Below are 19,032 nucleotides of genomic sequence, written 5' to 3'. Positions count from 1 at the left end.
CAGCGGCTCTATTCAGCTCGGATGGGAAATCCGTAAGGCGAACGTTGCGGACGGCAGTGGGATGACGACACCCGCTTCGGTGAGCAGCCGTAATACCTCCGGCGGCAACGGCCGACGCGGCGGTGCCAGCTCGCGGTCTACTCGACGTTCGAGCATCAGCGTGGCCCCGAAATAGCAACCCATCTGCACGAGGATGGCGACGGCCGTGCACGTGAAGACCGCGATGCTCATCGCTCGGTCACCTCTGCCGGGCTGAGAATGGCCCAGCCCGCCGGTCTGGCGGTGTACGCACCAGGGAGGCGAGGGGTGCAAGGGCAGGCATTCGCCGGGTGATACATACGCTGCACAGTCCGGCTGAGCCGCCCGATGCGGAGGTGTATTGCCGCGAGGACCAGGGCCTGGACGCAGAACATCGCGTGTGTCAGCATCACCGCGCCCCGGTCATCTGCGTGAGGACGTGCCGGACGCCGTCGATGAAGTCTCCGAAGTGCGGCATCTCCCCCAGGACCGGTGGGTCGATCCAGACGTGGCGCGGGTCGCCGGGGGCCGGAAGGCGCACCCGCATGCCGAGGTAGGCGCTCACTCGGTGTACCACCAGGATCGGGTCGTTGCTGATTCCGCGGATCAGTTGGACGTCTTCCGGCGCGGCGGCGGACAGGAACTGCCAGCGCCGCGATCGTCCGCAAACGCAGCCGGTGTCGGCGTGGGAGATGACCGGTGCGCGCATGTCCAACTGCAACAGACTATTTCGCATGACCCGTGCGATCGCAGCGGGCATGCCGGCTACCCGCACTCCGGTCTCGAGTCCGGCTTCGAGCCACAGTGCCCCGAGGTCGGTGTCGACGGTCGATCGGAGTCCGAACTCGCGCTCGTAGAGATCGCGGCGCTGCCAGGCGGCCTGGATTGCGAACCGGGTTGTGCCCATAGGAACTCACAATTCAATCGTTGGAAGTCGGTTCGGCCGTCGTGCACCACGAAGACCGTCAGACCTGGGGAGTGGCTGCGCCCCCAGGCATCGAGAAAGCCACGCGCCGCCGTCTCGCACGCACAGCGGTCGATGACCAAGTCGCCTGTCGCCCCAACGTAGACGAAGCGGAGATGCACATCCGGCTCGCCCGGTCGGGGACTTCCGTTTGGCGACAACGTGATTCACCCCGCGCGCCATTCCGGCGCGATCGCCATGGGGAGCTCCGCCTCAACGCCGCCCGAATAGGCGAGGTCTGCACGGTCGCGTCTGCGGACAGTCCCATGGTGGTTGCTGAAGCGCCATCCCGACCGTCTCCAACGCGGTGAGCCCCACCCTTCCGGCCAGATCGCTTACCACAGAGGCCACTTCGGCGGCCTTCATCGCGGCCGTCGCCTGGTCGATGGTCAGCGTGCGCCCCGGTAGGTACGAGACGACCCAGCATTTCCCGCCGACGCATTTCGCTTGATGCTCGGTCTGATCGCTGATCATCAGCGAGTTGCGGACCACTTTGACCGCCATCGCTTCCCCTATCCCCTTGAGCCAGCGCCCAATTGAGCGCCTCGCTTCGATGCTAGGTAGAGTACGTCACTTAGATTAAGTGGACAACCTAAGCGGAAGAGTTGGTCGTAGTTCTTTGCTGTACGGTGATGGCGGCCTTATCGAAGGGGAAGGATCGAGATGGCACGGACGTCTCCAACCGTCGCTGGGTGGGAATTGATGCTCCGCATCCGAGAGCAGAGCAAGGCGCTCGGGGTGAAGGCGACAACGATCCAGAAGGCCCTGGACATCAGCTCCGCGTACTGGTCGCAAGTCGCCAACTATCGCGGTGTCCTCACGGAGAGCAAGCTGGAGACCCTCCTCGACCTGCTCGAGTTCGAACCGGACGAGAAGGAGGAGCTGATCGCACTCCGCAAGATCGCGAAGGGGCGCGGTTGGTGGAACGAGTACTCGGCACTGTTCAACGACGAACTCGCCCGGTTCTTCGGGTTGGAGGACGGTGCGCGAAGCATCCGCAGCATCGAGAGCGGCGTGATTCCGGGACTTCTACAGACCGAGGACTACATCCGCGCCCTGCTGTCATCGCCCCTCTCAACAGGTCGACCAACCGAGATCGGACAGCGTGTGCGGGCGCGCATGCAACGGCAACGCCGCCTCGACGGACCCGACCCGCTTCAGCTGTCGGTGATCATCGGCCAAGCGGCGCTGATGCAGGAGATCGGCGGCCCGCACGTTCAGCGGGATCAACTCCGGCACCTTCTCCGGCTCGCCGACCAGTACCCCGACACCCTTGAGTTGCGCGTTCAGTCATTCAGTGGTGCGAGCCTGAACGCATCGACCTTCCAGCTACTGGACTTCGAGAGCTCTCGACTGCCGACGTTGGGCTGGCTGGAGTCCACTATCTTCCTCGAGGTTGTGCATGATCCCAAGCGCATCGAAACGCTCGACTTCTTGTACAGCAGAGTGGAACAGATCGCACTCGATCGAGATGAATCACTTCGTCTGATTGATCAGATTGCGAGTCAGATAAGGTAGTTACTGTGAGCACGCGGTGGTTCAAATCGACGTTCAGCGGCGAAGCAGGGGCGTGCGTCGAAATCTTCCATCGGAGCGACGCCGTGCTCATCCGCGACAGCAAGTACACCGGCCCCGCAAACGAGCAGCCGATCGTTTCCGTTGCACCCGCGATCTGGCCCACCTTCCTGGACCTCGCCCTGAGCGCGGACTCCGGCACCCTGGATGAAGGCGTGACCATCTCCCTCCACCACGACGGTGGAGCCACGATCTCCGTCAAAGGAATCGCCTTGGTCTACAACGCCGACGAGTGGGACGCTTTCACGAAGGGCATCGCGGACCGCCAGTTCGACCGCTGACCTGAGGCGATGGGGGTCGTCTGGGCCCCGAGTTACCTCCCGCGAGTGGCACATGGCTGCGGCATCGGTCGAGTAACCCTCTCCGTGGTGTGCCACTCGCGGATGCGCTAGCGTCCGTGGATCCATTGGGCGACAGCGGCGATGGCCGATGCTATCGAGATCACGCAGGCGAGTATCGCGGACCAGGTGAGGCTGGCGGTGACGTAGGAGATCTCGCGGAACCCGGGTGCCGGATAGTTGTCGTGGCCCTTGGCCCATCGGAGCAGTAAGCCGACCTGTGTGCCCGGGTCTCGGGCCGTGCCGTACGAAACCACGCGCGTCAGTTCGTCGCCTTTGCTATTGAGGTAGAGCGCGGTGGCGATGGTGAAAACTGCTACGAAGGCCGTGGCGACGATCGCCAGATACGTGAGCGCCTTGGTGCGGGCCACAGTATTGACCGCCACACTGCACACAGTGACTCCGATCGCGACGCTGGTGAGGATTCCCCACGCCCCGCTGGCCTTCGGACTGGGAATTGATGATCGAGCCCAGAGATCTACCCAGAAAGTGGTCACGTGGAGTCGGCCGAAGCCGTTCGCGTGGATCGTACCGTCGGTGCCGCCGGTAGCTGTGGTCAGCCATGGCTGGAACAGCAGGACAAATATGACAATGCAGCCGACCGCGGCGAGCAGGTAACCCCAGTTTCCATCGAGCACGGCCCGCAGCCGTTTGCCGCCAGGCACGGCCGGCGGCCGCCTTCCTGCGAGTACGGCCCGCAGCCGCGCGCGATTCCATCGACGGCGCTGCGCCCCACTTGCTTTGTCGGACTGCTCATGTCGAGCTTCTCTGATCTGCCACGGGGTAGGGCGCACGACTCCTCAGCCTATGAGTTCGGCTGTATGGGTTCCGTCAAGGAATTGGGCCTTGCGTGGAAAGGATTCGTCAAACTCCGGCCTCGCCCTGCACGCGAAATCCGATGCCCTGGAGGCACTCGGGAAAACAGAAATTGCCCCACCTCGCGTGAGGTGGGGCAATTATGGGGGCGATTACTGGCCGGTGCCAGTCCCCGTGCCGGTGCCGGTGCCGGGCGCCGCGCTACCGGTGCTGAGCAGCTTGGCGAGTTCGACCACCACCTTCGACGAGCCCGTCTCGACGGGGGTGGTCCCGCCGTTGCCGGTGCCGGTCCCCGGGTCGGCCGCCGCCATACCAGCGCCAGCCGCAACGATCCCGGCCGCCACTGCGCATGCCACACCGAACGTACGAATCTTCTTCATTGAGAAGTGATTTCCCCTCTTGCGAACCCTCCCGCTGGGTGCGGTCGTCGACCGGACCCAGTTGGGCGGAGGCTGTGATCCACCTCCGTGCAGAGTCCTATCACGTGCCGTTAACGCCGATCCAGCGTGCGTGTGGGCGAAGTTCATACGGCGAATAGCCTGAACATAACGGCGATTTCATTTCGGGTACTCGGAAGTATGTATTGCACAACCGAGGCCGATCGCCCGGTAACTCGGGGCATGCGCGTCCGCGCTCGCACTCCCGCAGTTGTTTCCGGATAGCACTACACCTGCATGGAAGTGCAGGGTCCAGCTACCTCACTCCCCTGTGACCAGCCGCATCCAGCCCTGTGCCGGTCAACACGGCGCGTCGGCGAGACGGTATTCATCCGCAGGACGCGAGCACGGCGAACGGTTTGTCACAGCAACCTTTCGGCGCATGACGAGACAAGGCTCACAGCCGAGATTCTGTAACAGGGCGTATTCACAATTGGATTTCGTGTGAATGCGCACCTCACGGTTCGCAGCAGAACCGACTCGTTGGTACCTGTCAGCAGTTCTCCCCACACGCCGTCTCGGTAATACCCATGGAGCACTTCCGGTAATCGGCATATGTCGCGCCTCACATGTGCGCTCACATCGGACCGACCGCCGCGACAGCGGAAAGGTCGTCGCCTCGCCCGCGATGGAGACCAGGGCGTCGACCATTTTCCGGGTGAGGCGCGTCATCCTGGGTGAGTGGGGATCAGCGGTGACGTGCGTTGTGCGAGCACACAATCGCAATCCCTGATCTAGAAAACAGCCGAAGGCGCAGGTAGACGGGCTGCTTCAGGGTTGCCGCGATGGGTCGGGAATGGCTGCGGAATCGCCGCGGACCCGGCTGCTCAAGCCGGGGCCGACCAACTGGACCAGGTGCTGGTACGCCTCCTCGGCCGAAAGCGGCGGATGAGGTTCCGCGATGGCGCCGAGCATGCCGACCACACCCCAGGACAGGAACGTCACGGTGGTGGTGAATTCCTCCTCCGGCATCGCGAGCCGGTCGCCCAGCCGCTCGGCGAGGATCTGCCCGACCATCACTCTGGTCGTCCGCAGCAGTACGGTGCCGCTCTTACGGCCGAGCAGGGCGCGATATACCTCGGGGTTGTCGGCGGCCAGCCGGAACAAGGTGCGCACCGGCGCGAGCGGTTCTTCGGCGTCGGTGTCCGTCTCCGCCGCGGCCACGGCGGCGTGCAGGTAATCGGTGCTGCTACGCAGGAGCAGATCGTCCTTGTCGCGGTAGTGCGCGTAGAACGTCGAACGCCCGACGTCGGCGCGGTCCAAGATGTCCCGGACGGTGATCCGGTCGTAGCCGCGTTCGAGCATGAGCTCGATCAACGCCCGGTGCAGCAGGGTCCTCGTGCGCCGGACCCGGCGATCCGCACTTTCGGTGATGTCCTGGCCGTCCGACACGATGCCTCCTGAACAAATCTTCCGCAGGTGTCCGGTTGCGGATGGTTTCGGCCATATTGCCCCTGGTCGGCACGACGACGTCCACCGATCCTGAACATATGACCGGAAACGAACCCAAGTCTGCCATCCCGCACCACGACGACGACATCGGCGTACTGCTCACCCAGCCGCGCCGCTACCGGGCATTGAAGGCCGCGTTCCTGCTCGGCCGCGCGGGTCGCCTGAACGTGCGTCTGGCCGAGCTGGCCCGCCCGTCACCCGGCGCCGATGTCGTCGACATCGGTTGTGGTCCAGGTGATTTCGCTCGCGTGCTGGCTCGCACCGCCGGTCAGGTCATCGGTGTGGATCCCTCGCCGCGGATGATCGACTATGCGACCGCGCGCTCTCGCTCCCTGCCGAACTGCCGGTTCGAACTCGGCGCCGCGCAATCGCTTCTCCTGCCCGACGCCTCCGCTGACCTGGTGACCTCGACTTTCGCCATGCACCACATCCCCGCGGCGCACCGCTGCGGCGCCGTCGAGCAGATGTTCCGGGTGCTGCGACCTGGCGGCAGGCTGCTGCTCGCCGACACCCACCCGACCGGCCCGGTCCTTTCCGCGGCCGTGCGCATCATGGCGCGGTTCGCCGCACACCGCACACGCGATGCGACGCACGACGACGCCGATCCCTTGGCTGGCATCGATATCCGCCGGTACCGGGACATGTTGTGCGCGAGCGGATTCGAGGACGTGAAGTTCGTCGCGGTGCGGCCCGCGACCGGCGTGCTGCTGGCCACCAAGCGATGAGGGACGCTGCCGGTCAGGCTCTGTCGTGGGTCCGCGCTGGGCCGAGCGGAGGTAGCGGAGCCGCAGAGAGGGCGCTGCCTGTTGCAGTCCGTCCACAGCCGGGCAATGGGCCGGATGAAGGCGAAGCAGCCGCTCAGATCAGGTCCCTCGCGGTCATCCACCGCATGGTGGCCCAGCCGCAGAACACCGGCAGCCAGCAGGTGAGCACCCGATACAGCAGCACCGAGGGCACCGCGATGTTCGCGGGCAGGCCGAATGCGGCCAGACCGCCGATCAGCGCGGCCTCGACCGCACCGACACCGCCCGGAGTCGGCGCGGCCGAGGCCAGCGTGCCGCCGATCATGGTGACGATGGTGACGGTGACGAATGTCGTGCCGCCACCGAACGCCTCCACACTGGCCCACAACGCGCCTGCGAAACCGAGGGTGATCGCCGCGCAGCCGAGGACGATCACCGCGGACCGCTTGGGGTCGCGGGCCAGATCGGCGAGTTCGCCGAGGACTTCCTGCAGTTGCGGCCGGACCGCGTTGTTCAGCCAGCGGCGCAGCTTCGGCACGAACATGAAGGTGCCGACGATACCCACGCCCACACCGGCGAGCAGATACAGCACCGTGGCGTCGGGGACGAAGTGCGAGAGATCCGCGGACGTGCCCGCCACGATGCTGAACGCCAGCAGCAGGCTGATGTGCGTGATCACCTGCACGGCCTGCTGTAGCGCCACCGCCGCTGTCGCACGGACCGCACCGATACCGCCCTTCTGCAGAAAGCGCACGCTCAGCGCGAGCCCGCCCACCCGCGCGGGGGTCGTTGTCGCGGCGAAGGTGTTCGCGACCTGCATGATCACTAGATTCCGGAAGCTCACCGCACCGGACGCACAGGCCCACAGCGCTGCCGCCGCGCCGACGTAGGTCAGCGCCGAGACCCCGAGCCCGAGCAGCGCCCACCACCAGTTCGCCGTTCGCAGCTGGGTGAAGAAGGTCGGCACCGCACTGATGAACGGATAGGCGACATACACCAGCCCGATCAGCAGGACCAACTGGATGATCTGGTTCCGCGAGAACCGGGTGATCTGCTCGGCCTCGATCCGGTCCTGCCCGGTCTGCTTACGCACTTCCTCGCGCGCGCCGGACAGCGCGTGTTTCCAGTCCGGGATCGACTTGCGAATCCCGGTGGGTATGGCCGACTTGGTCAACCGGCTCGCCGCCGCGAGCACCCGCGATTCGCCGAGCGCGTCGATGGCCGCCCGTACCGCGGGCTCCTTGCCGAAGACCGCGGTGGTCGTCACCAGCAATTGGGCGATGTCCGACTGCAGCTGCGCGTCCGACGCCCCGAACTCGGCACTGCCGAAGCCGCCGAAAGCTGTCGCTCCCTCCTCGACGCGGATGTCGACAGGTCGCAGATCCCCGTGCGAGATCTGCTTCCGGTGCAGGGTGTCGAGTGCCTGCCACAGACCGGGCAGCACCTCCTCGGCCGACTCGGTGATCGCCTTGCCCCGCGGCTGCGTGTGCGCGAACAGCATCCAGCCACGGGAGAGCGCGGCAACCGCGACCGGCGTACAGCTGGCCAGGCCCAGGTCACCTACGGCGATCGCCATCAGCGCGCGGTGCTCGACCGCGCGGTGCATGGACCCGTGCATGGCCGCGGTTTCGCTGCTGCGGAAGGTGAGCCAGCGCCACACCTGCCGCAGCGCACCGAAGCTGCGCTGGTTCTTGCCGAACATCTCGACGACCAGCTCGCGCTCGGGCCCCTCGACGGCGGCGGCCAGCACCAGTGGCCCGCGACCGGCCGGATGCACCACGGTGAACCCGGTGACGACGTGGCCGCGCCTGGCGAGCACCCGGACGGCGGCGTCGAGCGGAACCTCGAGCGCGGGCGTGCCGACCACGAGCACGATCACCGCGCCGACCAGCCAGCCGACCGCGAGCCCGAACATCGCCCGCGCCGGGACCACGGTGCTGACCACCAGGTGCATCGGCGCGAAGGCGAGCAGCAGGAACCACAGCCAGCGACGCGGCCGGGTGGGCAGCCAGGGGCTGGACACGGTGAGCATCGCGGCGATCATCGCGATCCAGCGGGGATCGTCCAGGAACTGGGACAGGAACGTGTCCAACCGGTCCGGCACCTGGAGGTGCCATTTCGGCGCGGACAGTCCGGTGCCGGTGATGGACAGCAGCAGTCCGGCGACCACTCCGGCCGCGGCATAACCGGCCAGCAACTTCCACTGCCTGCCGATGATCAGCTCGATCAGGATCGCGAACGGCAGGGCCACGATCGCCATGCCGTAGACCAGATACACCAGATTCGACTGGGCGGGATTCAGGAAGTCGACGAGGGTGGATACCGAACTTTCCAGCGCCAGCCATTCCGGCCGGGTGATCAGCGACGCCGCGACGACGATCGCCACCCCCAGCATCGCGAGGACGACCCGGACTATATCGCTCGTCCGCCGGATCATCGGCTGTAGCAGGCTACCAGTGACCGGGATTTCCCGCCCGCTCTTGCGCCCCTCCGAGTCTTCCGGCCGTACCAGTCGGGTGACGCGGGATTTGCGTTCAGGTCCTGCGTTGGGTGCCGCTCGTGTTCTGGGCGTACCCGACGAGTTGCCCATGTGCTGTGCTCCTCCGCCTCTCCGGGTCTTCCGGCCGTACCAGTCGGGTGGCGCAGGATTTGCTTCAGGTCCTGCGTTGGGTGCCGGTGGTGTTCTGGGCGTGCCCGGCGGCTTACCCAGGTGCGTACGAGATCAGTTGTTGCGTTCGCTGCACGATACTGCGCGGCGCATGCGGCGATGTTCTTGATATCCGCTGGTTGTTGCAAGGTTCTCCACCTACTGTGCCGCACATCACTCGTGCTCGAGGTTGATCCTGACATTGGTGTCAAGTTCGAGCATGTGGGCATGGACAACGAACTCTTCGACTACAGCCCGATCGTCGAGCGCGCGCCGGTGCACTGGCCCGGCGGGGCCAGGGTGGCGTTCTATGTCGGTCTCAACATCGAGCACTATCAGGTGGACCGGCCCAGCACGAGCATCTTTCCCGGCACCGCCGGACTGGCGCCCGATCCGCTGAACTACGGATGGCGCGATTACGGGCCGCGGGTCGGCATCTGGCGGGTGATCGAGGTGCTCGACCGGCACGGCATCCGGGCCAGCGCGCTACTCAACTCCGATGTCGCCGCCCGCAATCCGCAGATCATCGCCGCGGGCGTGCAGCGGAACTGGGCGTGGCTGGCGCACGGGAAGAACAACTCGATCTTCCAGGCGGACATGTCGGTGGACCAGGAGCGCGCCTATCTCGCCGACGTCGTCGCGACCATCGAACGCGCGACCGGCCGCATGCCGCGCGGCTGGATGGGTCCCGCGCTCACCGAGACGTTCCACACCCCGCGACTGCTCGCCGAACTCGGCTTGGACTATGTGCTCGATTGGACCAACGACGATCAGCCGTATCCCCTGTCCGTGCCGGGCATGCTCAGCGTCCCCTACTCGGTGGAACTGAACGACAACACCCTGTTTCTGGGCAAGGCCACCAGCGGGCCGGAATTCGTGCGGATCGTCCGTGACCAAGTCGACCAGCTCTACGCCGAGTCGGCCGACAGCGGCCGCGTCATGGCGCTCGCCCTGCACCCGTTCGTGATCGGCCGGGCATTCCGGATCAAATATCTGGACCAAGCCCTCGACTACGTGGCGACCCACCCCGGGGTGTGGCTGACCACCAGCGACGAGATCGCCGAGCACTACACGGGCGCGTCGGCACTTGCCGAATCCGCGCGATCCGAAGACGATCGGGTCACATAGCCGATGCTCGGGAGGCGGGAATGGCAATGCAGGACAAGGATTTGACCGGTAAGACGATAGTGGTGACCGGTGCGAGCTCCGGCATCGGCGCCGAGGCGGCGCAGCGGCTCGCGGCGCGCGGCGCCACCGTCGCGGTGGTGGGCCGATCGCCGGAACGCACCGGGGAGGTGGCGGCGAACGCGGGCGCGCAGCCGTTCGTCGCCGACTTCGCCCGGCTCGATGACGTGCGCAAGCTGGCCGATCAGTTGCTCGACCGGTATCAGCGCATCGATGTGCTGGCCAACAACGCGGGCGGCGCCTGGCCCAAGCGCACCGTCACCGACGACGGCAACGAGCTGACCTTCCAGGTCAACCATCTGGCGTCGTTCCTGCTGACCAACCTCCTGCTGGAGCGCCTGACCCAGTCGCGGGCCAGGGTGGTCAACACCTCGAGCACGACCTACCGGATGGCCAAGCTGGACCTGGACACGGTCAACGAGCCGACGGGTTCGTTCAACCAACTCGGCGCGTACGCCGCGTCCAAGCTCGCGAACATCCTGTTCACCAGGGAGCTGGCCCGCCGCACCGAGGGCACCGGTCTCACCACCGCGGCCTTCCACCCCGGGGCAGTCGCCACTCACGTCTACGACAACGCGCCGCTCGGCCTCGGCTGGTTCATCCGGTCTCCGCTGTCGCGCCCGTTCTTCATCCGCCCGGACAAGGGCGCCGAGCCCTTGGTGCATCTGGCCACCACCGCCGACGGCGAGGCGATCAACGGGCAGTACTTCCACCGATTCAAGCTGGAGCCGCCGAGCAACAAGCAGGCGATCGATGCCGGTCTCGCACAGCGATTGTGGACGCTGTCCGAGCAGGCCACCGGCATCGCGACCGCGGAATAGCGGCGGTCAGGGTTCGGCGTCGGCGAGCCGGAGGGAGTTGACGCCCTCCGGCTCGTCCATCGGGTCCAGCTCGACGCCGTACACCGCGCCCGACCGGTCGCTCGCGTCCAGCTCGGCGATCGCCCGAGCGACCTGCTCGGTGGGCACGAGCGCGGGAAAACTGTTGGGCGCGATGGCATTGGCGCGCACACCGAACTCGGCGAACTCGGCGGCAATACCACGAGTCAGTTGATTCAGCGCGGCCTTCGACGCGGAGTACAGAGTCTGTCCCGGGTACACCTCCGATCCGGAGATGCTCGAGACGTTGACGATGTTGCGGTTGCGCGCGCGGTTCTCCGGACCGGCGTGCAACCAGCATCGCTGTGCCAAACGCGTCGCAAGACGAAGGGGCACACCGACGTTCAGTGCGAAATGGCGATCGAAGTCCTCCAGTGCCGCGTCTCCGTCGACGATGCCGCGCGGGTGCAGCCGCAGGTGCGCCGCGTTGTTCACCAGCAGGTCGACGTGGCCGAACCGGGCCAACGCCAAGTCGACGACCCGGTCCACCTCACCCGGCTGCGTCAGATCGGACCGGACCACGAAAATGCGCGATTCGTTCTCCGGCAGCGCCGCGTCCGGCGCGAGCGGATCGACGTACCACTCCAGTTGCGACGGCGCGGCGGGCGTGCGAGTGCGGCACACGGCGACGATGTCGTAGTCGCGGTAGTAGGTACGGCAGAAGGCGTCGCCGAGCGTGCCGCTGGCGCCGGTGAGCAGGCACACGCGGCGTTCACCAGTGGACAATCTTGTCTCCTCCCCAGCGCCCTTCGGCATCCACCTTGGTGCGATGCACCCACATCACCACGCTGTTGCGGTCTTTGGCGTTGTTGCCCGCGAAGGTGTGCCAGCTGCGCGGCGTGACCTCGAACAGGATCAGCGAATTGTCCAGCGGCGGAACAAGCGTCACCGACGGTAGCGTGGCGTCGTCGGCGACGTGGTCGTACAGCGCGGTCTCGCCGCCGTCGCCGGGCTCCCACCCGGGATTGCCCAGATAGAACAGCACCGCGACGCCGCGAACGGTCTCGCGTGCGACGACGCCGGGCGCGCGTGCCCCGGTCTTGGTGTCGACCGTCCCGTCCGGCAACCGGACCTCGCCGGGACCAGGGGATGGCCCTTGGAACCAAGCCGGGTTGAGGTCGTTGTGGGGCCAGCCGAACGGACTGCCCGGACGGTGATGGTGCACCGATCCCTCGATATCGCCGGTCGCCGCGACGCCGCCGACCCTGGCGACCAGGTCGTGCCACTCCCGCGAGGCGAATATCGCGAGCGGCCCGTCGCGCAGATCGGCCAGGCGAATGCCGTCCGCGCTGTAGCCGTCGGCGACCGAACCGGACAGCCCGGGACGTTCGCGGCGAACCCGGTCCAGTTCGTCGGTCAGTCGCTGATAGAACTCCGGAACGAAGACGTCGCGGGCGTACACGTGCGGAAACGGTTGGCTGCGCCGGACCCAGCGCCGATGGGCGAACAACTCCGCGAACCACTCCGGCACCGCGAGCCCCGACTCGGTTGTCACGATCACTCCCTCCCGGTCTGACCCTCCGCGATCATAAATGGCGCAGTCGGACGGAGCCCGTCCTCAGCCCGCGCCGGGCTGAGCCAAGGCTCGAGCAGCCGCTCGCGCGGCGGGCTGAGCGAGGGTTCGGGCAGTCGCTCGTGCGCGGGGCCGAGTGAAGGGTTCGGGCAGTCGCTCGTGCGCGGGGCCGAGTGAAGGGTTCGAGCAGTCGCTCGTGCGCGGGGCCGAGTGAAGGGTTCGAGCAGTCGCTCGTGCGCCGGGCCGAGCGAAGGCGAGGCAGCCGCATATTGCCCGCACCCGCTGCACGCGTCCGAGTCTCGCGCTGCGAGGATCGGGCGGTGAGCCGTGATCTGCGTGTGTGTTTCGTTGGAGACTCGTTCGTCGCCGGCGTCGGCGACGAACGCTGCCTGGGCTGGGCCGGTCGGCTTTCGGCGGCGGCGCACGCGGAGGGGGTGCCGCTGACCGGGTACAACCTGGGCGTGCGTAGGCAGACCTCGGCCGAGATCCTGGACCGCTGGCTGATCGAGTGCTCGCCGCGGCTGCCCGAGGGCGTGGACGCCAGGGTGGTGCTGTCGTTCGGCGTGAACGACGGCTTGTACGAGAACGGCGGTCCACGAGTGTCGCCCGCGCAGTCGGTGGCCAATCTGGAGCGCCTGCTGGCGCAGGCCGCCGAGCGAGGCTGGCCGGTGCTGGTGGTGGCACCGCCGCCGATCGCGGACGACGAACACAATGCCCGCACGGCCGCGCTCGACGCGCGGTTCGCACAGACCTGTGCGGCGTCGGGCGTGCCCTACGTGAGCGTGTATCAGCCGCTGTGCGACAACGCGGTGTGGGCCGCCGAGGTCCGTGCCGGCGACGGCGCACATCCCGGGGCGGCGGGCTATGACGAGGTCGCCGCCCTGATCGCGCCGCGGTGGCGGGAGTGGTTGTTGCGCTGATCGTTTCGCTTGGTCAGCGGGAAAGCCAGCCGCCGCAATCGGATTGGGCGATCGCTCCCACGTGCTGTCGAAGTCCCCCGTGAGCGCCCCAATGGTCGATGACACTGCCGACTGTCGCAGCCGGGCCGACGGCGTTGATTCTTTGCGCTGAACTCGACGACCGTCAGTGCGGATGCCGCAGCACGCGTGTGACGCGCAGCGGGCAGCCCTCCACCGCGCCTGGGCGTATGCCCCCACGGCGCGTCCGATTGCGCGCGTCGCCGATCGGGTCAGCCGATGGACCGGCTGCGCTCACCGGCTGCGGACCGACGCCTGCGCACCGCGTCCAGATCTACCGGCCGCGCAGTGCAGGTAGCGTCCTCGTCAGAGGTGAACGCCTCGGCCAATTCCGGTAACCAGCGGAGGATTTCGTCGCGATAGTGCCCCTCGGTCTCCAACTGGCCGAGCACGCCGACCAGAGTCAGGAACGAGCGGGCGAAGGGAGTGCAGTAGGCGGGCATGGTCGTCTGCCGGAGCACGTTCGACAGGCGGGGATTCGTGGTGCGCAGCACCTGCCGGCGCAACCAGCGCGTGGTCAGCCGATAGGTCGAGTGCCGTAGCGGCTCGCCGCACGGGCTGATCGCGGCGTAGAGCTCCGCGCTATCGAAGGCGCGTCCGGACTGCACGAATCCGTGCCTGCGCGTCGCGGCCGCCAGGTCTTCAGGGCCGCCGGTGAAGATCGCCTTGCAGTAATCCAGGGTCAGCTCGGCGAAACCCGCGGGCGGCCATGCGCAGCAGGCGCCGAAATCCACCACGCCGAGCCGGCCGTCGGGCAGCAGCCGGAAGTTCCCCGGGTGCGGATCGGCGTACAGCAGGCCGTGCCTGCCCCAGCCCGAGGTGACGAAGCGGACCATGAGCATGCCGACCCGGTCTCGCTCGGCCCGCGACCCGGAGGCGATGATCCGCTGCACCGGCGTGCCCTCGATCCATTCGCTGATCAGCACGTCGCCGTGCTGTGCGACAACGTTCGGCACGTGGAAGTCCGGATCGTCGGCATAGGCGGCGGCGAAAGCCCTTTGGTGGCCGGCCTCGGCCGCGTAGTCGAGTTCGTCGGTGACCGACGCGCAGATCGCCTCGGTCACCGCCTCGACGTCCGCGCCGGGCAGGAAAACCGAAGCGAGATAGGAGATTCGGCGCAGCTGGTCCAGATCACCCGCCACCGCCTGCCTGCCGCCGGGGTACATCACCTTGACCGCGACCTGCCTGCCGTCGTGCCAGACCGCGCGGTGCACCTGGCCGAGCGATGCCGCGGCGGCGCGGCGGTCGTCGAACTCGCGGAATCGCGACCGCCACTGCTCGCCCATACTGGCCGCCATGGCGGCGTGCACAGTGTGCGGCAGCATGGCCGGCGCGGCGTCCTGCAGCCTGCTCAGCGCGATCCGGTACGGCTCGGCGAGCTCCTGTGGCAGCGCCAGTTCGTAGATGGCCAGCAACTGACCCAGTTTCGCGGCGCAGCCCTTCAGCTCGCCGAGTACTTCGAAAATGTGCTGTGCGGTGCGGAGCTGGATGTCGCGATTGACTTCTTCGGCCGATTTCCCGAATGCGCGTTTACCGGCGCCCGCCGCCTGACGTCCGGCGAAGGCCATCGGGAGCGCGGCGAGCTTGGCGCCGCGAATTGCACTGTGAACTGGAGGTTTATCATAGGATCGCGACGCGAAGAGCCGGGATCGCTTGCCCGGGAACGGTTCCCCGGGGCGTTCACCGATGGGCCGGAAGGTCATGAGTCACCTCACAGTTGCGCGGACAAGTGTGACATAGGTGCAGTACCGAACAGTAGGGCCTAGACTGTCTGGGACGTATTCGAAAATAGTCGAAAGGTGACTTCGATGGGATCCCAGACGGTGGTCGCCGACGTTGCCGACGAGCTGGCGCGCCGGGTTGCCGCGGGTGAATATCAACCGGGGGATCTCATGCCGTCGGTGCGTCAGGTGGCCGAGGAGTTCGACATGAACCGCGCGACGGCGCAGCTGACTTTGGGTCGGCTGGAGTCGTACGGCTTCGTCGAAGCTCGGCGCGGCAAGGGATTCACGATTCGGGACGTTCGCGAGTCCGGCGGCGTCGACGTGTACCGCCAACTGTTCCGCTTCTCGATTCCCATGCCCGACCTCGCGATCGAGATGTTCCACGACATCGTGGACGTGGAGCGCAATCTCGTGTTCGAGGCGCTGCTCGCCTACACCAGTGGCTCGCAGGAGATCGACATGGCCGAGTGGAAGGCCTCGATCGACGAGCTCGAAACGATTGCTCGCCAGGATGTTCCGGATCTGCGGCGGCTGCTGACCATCGAAGTCGCGCTGGTGCGCAGGATGCTGACCGCGCTCGGTCTCACCATGCAGCGCGCGATCCTGAACTCGATCGGCGAAATGGTGCTCGAGGTCCCCGAGGCGGTCGAGGCGTACTTCGCGGGCGCGCCCGACCTGCATGTCCTGGTCTGGCGCGCGCTTGCCGCGGTGTGGGCTTCCGGCTCCGGGCCGAGCGAGGCGCAACTGGCGCTGTTCGAGGATCTGTTCGGCATGTACCACGAAAAGGTCGTCGCGCGGTTCGAGGAGCTGGTGGGCGGGGTCGAGTTGCCTGTCGAGGAAACGCGCGCTGCCACGGCATAGCCGCTGTCGTTCGTACGCTGCACAGTCCGTCTGAGACGGACATTGGACATGCGCGGGAGTGCTTCTCGCCGCAGGGTAAGTCGCGGCAGCGTGCAGGGCGGGAGCGGTTCGACGCATGTCTCAGACAATTGGTCCGGGTCGGCGGCCAAAACAAGATCGGCAACCGGCCCGGTCCGGTCTTCTCCGCCGATAGCGTTCCGGCGGCTCAGATTCCGCCGTTGATCTTGTTGAGACGTTCGCACGCCTCCACATACTCCTCGATCAGCCGGTTCACCACGTCGGCGGAGCGCTCCACCCGATTCATCATGCCGACGATCTGCCCGACCGGGTTGAAGTTGACGTCCTTGGCGGCCTCGGGGTAGCGGTGTCCGCGCTTCACGCCGTCCAGGGCCACCATCATCTGCAGCGGCATCGGCAGCGGATCAGGGGTGTCGGCCTGCTCCCATGCCTCGGTCCAGTCGTTGCGCAGCATTCGGGCGGGCTTGCCGGTCCAGGCGCGTGACCGCACGGTGTCGTGGCTGGTGGCCTCGAGATAGGTCTGCATCTGCGCGGGCGGTACATTGGCCTCCTCGACGGTCAGCCACAGCGAGCCGGTCCACGCGCCAGCAGCGCCCATCGCCATGGCCGCGGCGACCTGACGGCCGTTCCCGATGCCGCCAGCGGCCAGCACCGGCAGGTCGCCGACCGCGTCGATCACCTGCGGCCACAGCACCAGCGAGGAGACCTCGCCGCAGTGGCCGCCGCCCTCGGTGCCCTGGCAGACGACGAAGTCCAGACCGGCATTCTTGTGGTTGAGCGCGTGCTTGACCGAGCCGCACAGCGCGCCGATCAGCCTGCCGGAGTCCTGTACCTGCTTGATCACGTCCTCCGGCGGAGTACCGAGCGCGTTGGCGACCAGTTTCGCCTTCGGATGCCGCAGGATCACCTCCACCTGCGGGCCCGCGGTGGTGGCGGTCCAGCCGAGCAGCTGGTTGTGGTGCTCGCCCTCGGGCAGTTCGGGTACGCCGTGATCGGCGAGGAGCTTCTCGGCGAAGTCGCGATGACCTTGCGGAACCAGCTCGGCCAGTTTCGCTTCCAACTGTTCGGGGGTGAGGCCCTCGATCCCCTTGCCCTCGTACTTGGAGGGAATCACCAGATCGACGCCGTAGACGCCCTGCACGTGCTCATCGAGCCAGGCCAGTTCGACCTCCAGCTGCTCGGCGGTGAAGCCGACCGCACCCAGCACGCCGAGCCCGCCTGCGTTGCTGACCGCGGCCGCCACGTCGCGGCAGTGGGTGAAGGCGAAGATGGGGAATTCGATCCCGAGCCGTTCGCAGATTTCGGTACGCATGGCGTGCTGGTCTCCCTCACTGCTCCGCCGCGAACGGCGCGGCGCAGATGTCATAGAACGAGTTACATAATGGTCGCGCGGTCCGGCGGGCCGTCAGCGCGTCGATGCCGCCGCAACCGCAGATATCGCCATGAAGCGGCCGCGGCGCCATCGACAGGCCCGCCCACCATGCATCGACAGTAACACGTTCTAGTTTTCTGGGGGAGTGCTGCCGTGACGTCAGTCCGCGGCGTGCTCGAGTTCGGCCAGGGAGTCCTCCAGGTGATCGAGCAGCCGGGACAGCTGCGGCACGCTGCGGCGGCAGCCGACCAGGCCGAAATCGAGGTTGCCCGCGTTGGAGGTCAGCGTGATGTTCACCGCCTGCCCGTCGAACGGGATCGACAGCGGGTAACTGGCATCGAGGCGCGCCCCGTTCCAGTACATGGGCTCGCCAGGACCCGGCACGTTGGAGATGACGATATTGAACGTCGGATTGGTCCAGGGGATCAGCGCGGGCACGAGATTGAGGGCCAGCGGACTGAGCATCAACGCCGACAGCGCCATCGTCTGATTGCACGACAGCGCGCGATAGACCTCTTTGCTGTCGCGCATCGACGCGCTGACCACGCGCAGCCGCTCCAGCGGATCGGCGAGATCGGTGGCGAGGTTGCACAGCGCCGCACCGACCTTCACGCCGTTTGTCTCGTTGTCGTCCTCGGAACGCAGCGACACCGGAACCATCGCGATCAACGGTTTGTCCGGCAACGCATCCCGTTCGAGCAGATAGCGGCGCAGCGCGCCCGCCGACATGGCCAGCACCACATCGTTGAGCGTCGACCCGGTCGCCTTCTTGACCTGCTGCAGCCGCTCCAACGGCCAGGACCGCACCACCGATCGGCGCGCACCGCCGATCGGCACGTTGAACATCGTGCGCGGCGCCGTGAAAGGCTGCTGCCGCAGCAGGGCCTCCCGAGCGGCTCGCAGCACCGACGCGCCGGAAGTGGCCGCCGACAACAGGTTTCGTGTCGCGGCCCGCACACCGGACGGCTCCGCCTTGTGCCGTGTCCTCGGCAGATGCCACGGCACCCGCGCCGCTGTGGCGGACGCGTCGCTGGTCAACGTGCGTCGTAAAAGGCGTTGTGCCGAAACGCCGTCGATCAAGGCGTGGTGCATCTTCGAATACAGCGCAAACCGTCCGTCGGCCAAGCCCTCGATCAGATGGATCTCCCACAGCGGGCGATGCCGGTCGAGCAGGCTGCCGTGCAGCCCGGAGGCCAGCTCGACGAGTTGGTCCATCCGTCCGGGCCCGGGCACGGCCTGCCGCCGCACGTGATAGCCGAGTTCGACGTTCTCGGCGTACGTCCACGCCAACTGCGGTGTGCCGAATACCGTTGCGGGATGCTTGCGGAAGGCGGGATCGATATCGGTGCAGCGCAAGAGTTTTTCATGAACCTGCGCGGCGAAGTCGGCGCCCGCGTTTTCCGGCGGCTCGAAAAGTTGCAGCGATCCGACGTGCATCGGCTGTTCGCGGGATTCGGCGAGCAGAAAGACCGCATCGACCGGCGCGATGAATTCCATGATGGGTCGCCCCCTGA

At 66.8% G+C, this 19,032-nt stretch carries 19 protein-coding genes; 7 read left to right on the top strand and 12 right to left on the bottom strand.

Annotated features, from left to right (window positions below; translation table 11 throughout):
• Positions 1-12: 12 nt before the first annotated feature.
• The 3 genes from NA4_RS02155 to NA4_RS02145 all read right to left on the bottom strand — a co-directional run bounded on the left by NA4_RS02155 (position 13) and on the right by NA4_RS02145 (position 1,486).
• Positions 13-231, bottom strand: coding sequence for a hypothetical protein (locus tag NA4_RS02155; protein ID WP_067463000.1), 219 nt, complete (start codon positions 229-231; stop codon positions 13-15).
• A gap of 196 nt (positions 232-427) precedes the next feature.
• Positions 428-925, bottom strand: a complete 498-nt coding sequence (locus NA4_RS02150) for a hypothetical protein (protein ID WP_067462997.1) — start codon at positions 923-925, stop codon at positions 428-430.
• Positions 926-1,195: 270 nt separating this feature from the next.
• The gene (locus tag NA4_RS02145; protein WP_067462993.1) at positions 1,196-1,486 is read right to left on the bottom strand and encodes a hypothetical protein; all 291 of its coding nucleotides are present in this window, start codon (positions 1,484-1,486) and stop codon (positions 1,196-1,198) included.
• Positions 1,487-1,684: 198 nt separating this feature from the next.
• Between NA4_RS02145 and NA4_RS02140 the strand changes: the two genes are divergently transcribed.
• Together NA4_RS02140 and NA4_RS02135 are read left to right on the top strand one after the other, a co-directional pair.
• Positions 1,685-2,500, top strand: a complete 816-nt coding sequence (locus tag NA4_RS02140) for a DUF5753 domain-containing protein (RefSeq protein WP_245671039.1) — start codon at positions 1,685-1,687, stop codon at positions 2,498-2,500.
• Between the two features lie 5 nt (positions 2,501-2,505).
• A complete protein-coding gene (locus NA4_RS02135) occupies positions 2,506-2,838 on the top strand; it encodes a DUF397 domain-containing protein (RefSeq protein ID WP_067462989.1) in 333 nt (110 codons plus the stop codon).
• A 107-nt stretch (positions 2,839-2,945) separates the two neighbouring features.
• On the opposite strand, the gene NA4_RS02130 is transcribed toward NA4_RS02135, so the two are convergent.
• From NA4_RS02130 to NA4_RS02125, 3 genes are all read right to left on the bottom strand, one after another.
• On the bottom strand, positions 2,946-3,560 hold the full coding sequence (locus NA4_RS02130) for a hypothetical protein (RefSeq protein WP_067462987.1): 615 nt from the start codon (positions 3,558-3,560) through the stop codon (positions 2,946-2,948).
• A 303-nt stretch (positions 3,561-3,863) separates the two neighbouring features.
• A complete protein-coding gene (locus NA4_RS40015) occupies positions 3,864-4,091 on the bottom strand; it encodes a hypothetical protein (RefSeq protein ID WP_157128748.1) in 228 nt (75 codons plus the stop codon).
• A gap of 828 nt (positions 4,092-4,919) precedes the next feature.
• The gene (locus NA4_RS02125; protein ID WP_245671038.1) at positions 4,920-5,540 is read right to left on the bottom strand and encodes a TetR/AcrR family transcriptional regulator; all 621 of its coding nucleotides are present in this window, start codon (positions 5,538-5,540) and stop codon (positions 4,920-4,922) included.
• A 98-nt stretch (positions 5,541-5,638) separates the two neighbouring features.
• On the opposite strand from NA4_RS02125, the gene NA4_RS02120 reads away from it, so the two are divergent.
• Positions 5,639-6,325, top strand: coding sequence for a class I SAM-dependent methyltransferase (locus NA4_RS02120; RefSeq protein ID WP_067462985.1), 687 nt, complete (start codon positions 5,639-5,641; stop codon positions 6,323-6,325).
• A gap of 133 nt (positions 6,326-6,458) precedes the next feature.
• On the opposite strand, the gene NA4_RS02115 is transcribed toward NA4_RS02120, so the two are convergent.
• The gene (locus NA4_RS02115) at positions 6,459-8,780 is read right to left on the bottom strand and encodes a lysylphosphatidylglycerol synthase transmembrane domain-containing protein (RefSeq protein ID WP_067462982.1); all 2,322 of its coding nucleotides are present in this window, start codon (positions 8,778-8,780) and stop codon (positions 6,459-6,461) included.
• Positions 8,781-9,218: 438 nt separating this feature from the next.
• Here NA4_RS02115 and NA4_RS02110 point away from each other — a divergent pair, with 438 nt between their 5' ends.
• Positions 9,219-10,118 (top strand): polysaccharide deacetylase family protein, encoded by a 900-nt coding sequence (locus NA4_RS02110; protein WP_067462979.1) that lies wholly within the window; start codon positions 9,219-9,221, stop codon positions 10,116-10,118.
• Positions 10,119-10,138: 20 nt separating this feature from the next.
• Complete coding sequence (locus NA4_RS02105) at positions 10,139-10,996, top strand: SDR family NAD(P)-dependent oxidoreductase (protein WP_245671037.1); 858 nt, start codon at positions 10,139-10,141, stop codon at positions 10,994-10,996.
• Between the two features lie 6 nt (positions 10,997-11,002).
• Here the strand turns inward: NA4_RS02105 and NA4_RS02100 are convergent, their stop codons facing one another.
• Together NA4_RS02100 and NA4_RS02095 are read right to left on the bottom strand one after the other, a co-directional pair.
• Positions 11,003-11,779, bottom strand: coding sequence for an SDR family NAD(P)-dependent oxidoreductase (locus tag NA4_RS02100; RefSeq protein WP_245671036.1), 777 nt, complete (start codon positions 11,777-11,779; stop codon positions 11,003-11,005).
• Positions 11,766-12,548, bottom strand: coding sequence for a 2OG-Fe(II) oxygenase family protein (locus tag NA4_RS02095; protein ID WP_245671035.1), 783 nt, complete (start codon positions 12,546-12,548; stop codon positions 11,766-11,768). The genes NA4_RS02100 and NA4_RS02095 overlap by 14 nt, the downstream gene beginning before the upstream one ends.
• A 338-nt stretch (positions 12,549-12,886) precedes the next feature.
• On the opposite strand from NA4_RS02095, the gene NA4_RS02090 reads away from it, so the two are divergent.
• On the top strand, positions 12,887-13,486 hold the full coding sequence (locus NA4_RS02090; protein ID WP_067462973.1) for a DUF459 domain-containing protein: 600 nt from the start codon (positions 12,887-12,889) through the stop codon (positions 13,484-13,486).
• A gap of 269 nt (positions 13,487-13,755) precedes the next feature.
• On the opposite strand, the gene NA4_RS02085 is transcribed toward NA4_RS02090, so the two are convergent.
• Positions 13,756-15,111: an ABC1 kinase family protein gene (locus NA4_RS02085; RefSeq protein ID WP_067462971.1), complete on the bottom strand. Its 1,356-nt coding sequence runs from the start codon at positions 15,109-15,111 to the stop codon at positions 13,756-13,758.
• A 240-nt stretch (positions 15,112-15,351) separates the two neighbouring features.
• On the opposite strand from NA4_RS02085, the gene NA4_RS02080 reads away from it, so the two are divergent.
• Positions 15,352-16,128 carry a GntR family transcriptional regulator gene (locus tag NA4_RS02080; protein ID WP_067462967.1) on the top strand — a complete coding sequence of 259 codons (777 nt, stop codon included), beginning with the start codon at positions 15,352-15,354 and terminating at the stop codon, positions 16,126-16,128.
• Between the two features lie 205 nt (positions 16,129-16,333).
• On the opposite strand, the gene NA4_RS02075 is transcribed toward NA4_RS02080, so the two are convergent.
• Together NA4_RS02075 and NA4_RS02070 are read right to left on the bottom strand one after the other, a co-directional pair.
• Positions 16,334-17,458, bottom strand: a complete 1,125-nt coding sequence (locus tag NA4_RS02075) for an NAD(P)H-dependent flavin oxidoreductase (RefSeq protein ID WP_067462964.1) — start codon at positions 17,456-17,458, stop codon at positions 16,334-16,336.
• A gap of 219 nt (positions 17,459-17,677) precedes the next feature.
• Positions 17,678-19,015, bottom strand: a complete 1,338-nt coding sequence (locus tag NA4_RS02070) for a WS/DGAT/MGAT family O-acyltransferase (RefSeq protein ID WP_067462961.1) — start codon at positions 19,013-19,015, stop codon at positions 17,678-17,680.
• Between the last annotated feature and the right edge of the window lie 17 nt (positions 19,016-19,032).

It is taken from the genome of Nocardia amamiensis NBRC 102102 (assembly GCF_001612745.1).
Lineage (GTDB): Bacteria > Actinomycetota > Actinomycetes > Mycobacteriales > Mycobacteriaceae > Nocardia > Nocardia amamiensis.
This window is presented reverse-complemented; position numbering and strand designations above follow the sequence as displayed.

What these genes read in the sequence shown, in the direction of transcription:
- NA4_RS02155 (WP_067463000.1), bottom strand. Translation starts at nt 231, where the DNA reads ATGAGCATCGCGGTCTTCACGTGCACGGCCGTCGCCATCCTCGTGCAG.
- NA4_RS02150 (WP_067462997.1), bottom strand. Translation starts at nt 925, where the DNA reads ATGGGCACAACCCGGTTCGCAATCCAGGCCGCCTGGCAGCGCCGCGAT.
- NA4_RS02145 (WP_067462993.1), bottom strand. Translation starts at nt 1,486, where the DNA reads ATGGCGGTCAAAGTGGTCCGCAACTCGCTGATGATCAGCGATCAGACC.
- NA4_RS02140 (WP_245671039.1), top strand. Translation starts at nt 1,685, where the DNA reads ATGCTCCGCATCCGAGAGCAGAGCAAGGCGCTCGGGGTGAAGGCGACA.
- NA4_RS40015 (WP_157128748.1), bottom strand. Translation starts at nt 4,091, where the DNA reads ATGAAGAAGATTCGTACGTTCGGTGTGGCATGCGCAGTGGCGGCCGGG.
- NA4_RS02120 (WP_067462985.1), top strand. Translation starts at nt 5,639, where the DNA reads ATGACCGGAAACGAACCCAAGTCTGCCATCCCGCACCACGACGACGAC.
- NA4_RS02115 (WP_067462982.1), bottom strand. Translation starts at nt 8,780, where the DNA reads ATGATCCGGCGGACGAGCGATATAGTCCGGGTCGTCCTCGCGATGCTG.
- NA4_RS02110 (WP_067462979.1), top strand. Translation starts at nt 9,219, where the DNA reads ATGGACAACGAACTCTTCGACTACAGCCCGATCGTCGAGCGCGCGCCG.
- NA4_RS02105 (WP_245671037.1), top strand. Translation starts at nt 10,139, where the DNA reads ATGGCAATGCAGGACAAGGATTTGACCGGTAAGACGATAGTGGTGACC.
- NA4_RS02085 (WP_067462971.1), bottom strand. Translation starts at nt 15,111, where the DNA reads ATGGCCTTCGCCGGACGTCAGGCGGCGGGCGCCGGTAAACGCGCATTC.
- NA4_RS02080 (WP_067462967.1), top strand. Translation starts at nt 15,352, where the DNA reads ATGGGATCCCAGACGGTGGTCGCCGACGTTGCCGACGAGCTGGCGCGC.
- NA4_RS02075 (WP_067462964.1), bottom strand. Translation starts at nt 17,458, where the DNA reads ATGCGTACCGAAATCTGCGAACGGCTCGGGATCGAATTCCCCATCTTC.
- NA4_RS02070 (WP_067462961.1), bottom strand. Translation starts at nt 19,015, where the DNA reads ATGGAATTCATCGCGCCGGTCGATGCGGTCTTTCTGCTCGCCGAATCC.